Raw genomic sequence first — 2,251 nt, forward strand, 5'->3', positions numbered from 1 at the left:
GTGCCGGATCCCTCGACGGCGCAGAGCTTTGCGGGTCGAGTCATGGGCGTAGCCCTTGTCCGCCAGGAGCATGTCCGGACGTTTCCGGGGCGCGCCCGGACCCGGCTGGTTGACCCTGATCGCGTCCAGCAGATGGAGCAGTTGCGGGTTGTCGCCGGCCTGACCCGCAGTGAGCAGGATCGACAGCGGCCGGCCACGCCCGTCAACCGCGATGTGAATCTTGGTGCTCAGCCCGCCCCGGGACCGGCCGATCGCTTCACCGTCCTGCGCACCCACCGCCGCACCGGCGGCTCCCAGCCCGACGGATCCCCCTTTTTCCGGGCCCCAGCAGCATGCTGATGCGCCCGGACCACCGAAGAATCCACCGAGATCACCCAATCCACCGGCACGCCGTCATCACGCACCTGCGCCACGGCAAGAATCCGATCCCAGGTGCCGTCCGCAGTCCACCGCCGCAACCGCTCATGACAGGTCTTCCACGGCCCATACCGCTCCGGCAGATCCCGCCACGGCGCACCTGTGCGCGTCTTCCACAAAATCCCATCGATGACCTGCCGGTGATCCCGCCACCTGCCCGAACGCTTCCCAGCCTCCGGCAGCAACGGCGCAATCAACGCCCACGACGCATCGGTCAACCCATCCCGACGAACCACCAACACATCGTCAACGATCAGCACCTACATGATCGGCAGGACACGCCCTAGATGCAATACCGCTGACTTAAGCATCCTGGCTGTTAGCGTGCGGTGTGCCGCGTGCTGGACAGTTGAAACCGCCGGTGGGTGAGCGGTTGTCGGATCGCGATCGGGTTGTTGACCTCGACGTTTCCGCCGGAGTTGGTGGACCGGGTGGTCGCTGAGGCGGGTCGTACGCAGCAGCGGAGCCGGTTGTTGCCGGCGAGGGTGGTGGTCTACTACGTCCTTGCTATGTGCCTGTTCTTCGGTCAGGGCTACGAAGAGGTGGCCCGGTTGTTGACCGAGGGGTTGGGGTGGGCGCGTGGCTGGCGGGGATCGTGGCGGGTGCCGACCACGGCGGCGATCACCCGGGCCCGGGCGAAGTTGGGGCCGGAGCCGATCAAGGCGTTGTTCGCGGCGGTCGGCCGGCCGGTGGCCACCCCGAGGACGGTTGGTGCCTTCTACCGGGGTTGGCGTCTGGTCGCGGTGGACGGCACCACCTTCGATCTACCCGACACGGTGTCCAATGTGGACTTCTTCGGGCGGCCGGGCTCGACCCGCGGCAGCGGCAAGGGCGCCTACCCGTAAGCGCGGGTAGCGGCTGTGGCCGAATGCGGCACCCACGCCATCTTCGCCGCCACCACCGGACCGCTGGCCACCCACGAGACCGTCCTGGCCCGGCGCCTGTTCGCCGCGCTCGGCCCCGGCATGCTGCTGCTGGCCGATCGAGGTTTCCTCGGCTTCGACCTGTGGCGGGAAGCCGCCGCGACCGGCGCGGACCTGCTCTGGCGGGTCAAGTCCTCCGCCGTGCTCCCCGTGGTCGAGCAACTGCCGGACGGCTCGTACCTGTCGCACGTCTTCGCCGCCCGTGACAAGCGCCGCCACGCTGACCCGATCACCGTGCGGGTGGTGGAGTACACCATGCCCGGCCAGCCCGGCCAAGCCACGGTCTACCGGCTGATCAGCACCATCCTCGACCCGCACGGCGCCCCGGCGCTGGACCTGGCCGCGTTATACGCCCAACGCTGGGAAATCGAAACGTCCCTCGATGAGCTGAAAACCCATCAAGGCCAACCCGGCATGGTCCTGCGCTCGCAAACCCCAGCCGGGGTCGAACAGGAGATCTACGGCTTCCTCCTCGTCCACTACGCCATACGCAGCTTGATGCACCACGCCGCGCAAAGCGCCGACACCGACCCGGACCGGGTGTCGTTCACCCGCACCCTGCGCCTCGCCCGCCGCCAGGTCACCGCCCAGGCGGCGTTCCCCCCTCACGACTGACCCGGGCACTCACCCGAGCCATCCGTGAAATCCTGCGTCACCTCATCACCCGCCGCCCCCGCACCAACCCCCGCGTGATCAAACGCAAGATGTCGAACTGGAAACTCAAACGAGCCCACCACAACCCACCCCCACCCGACCACACCATCACCATCACGAAAGCCACCAAACCGAACCCCACCAAACGAAAGAAGCCCAACCACACCTTAACGACTCCTAACAGAATCATCATTTGATGAGGCGGCGGTAGCAGATGATGGAGCAGGCCAGGCTCATGAACGCTTCGTGGATGTCGT

At 67.0% G+C, this 2,251-nt stretch carries 1 protein-coding gene and 2 pseudogenes; 1 reads left to right on the top strand and 2 read right to left on the bottom strand.

The window, feature by feature from the left end; translation table 11 throughout:
- A pseudogene (locus tag ABZS66_RS61400) lies at window positions 1-653 on the bottom strand (IS5 family transposase); the annotation flags it as partial.
- 95 nt (window positions 654-748) lie between these two features.
- Here ABZS66_RS61400 and ABZS66_RS61405 point away from each other — a divergent pair.
- A pseudogene (locus tag ABZS66_RS61405) lies at window positions 749-1,955 on the top strand (IS4 family transposase).
- Window positions 1,956-1,992: 37 nt separating this feature from the next.
- Here ABZS66_RS61405 and ABZS66_RS61410 read toward each other — a convergent pair.
- On the bottom strand, window positions 1,993-2,251 hold a 259-nt coding region (locus tag ABZS66_RS61410), incomplete at its 5' end, for a hypothetical protein (RefSeq protein WP_354774198.1).

The sequence above is a fragment of the Dactylosporangium sp. NPDC005572 genome, assembly GCF_040605515.1.
In the GTDB taxonomy this organism is placed as follows: domain Bacteria; phylum Actinomycetota; class Actinomycetes; order Mycobacteriales; family Micromonosporaceae; genus Dactylosporangium.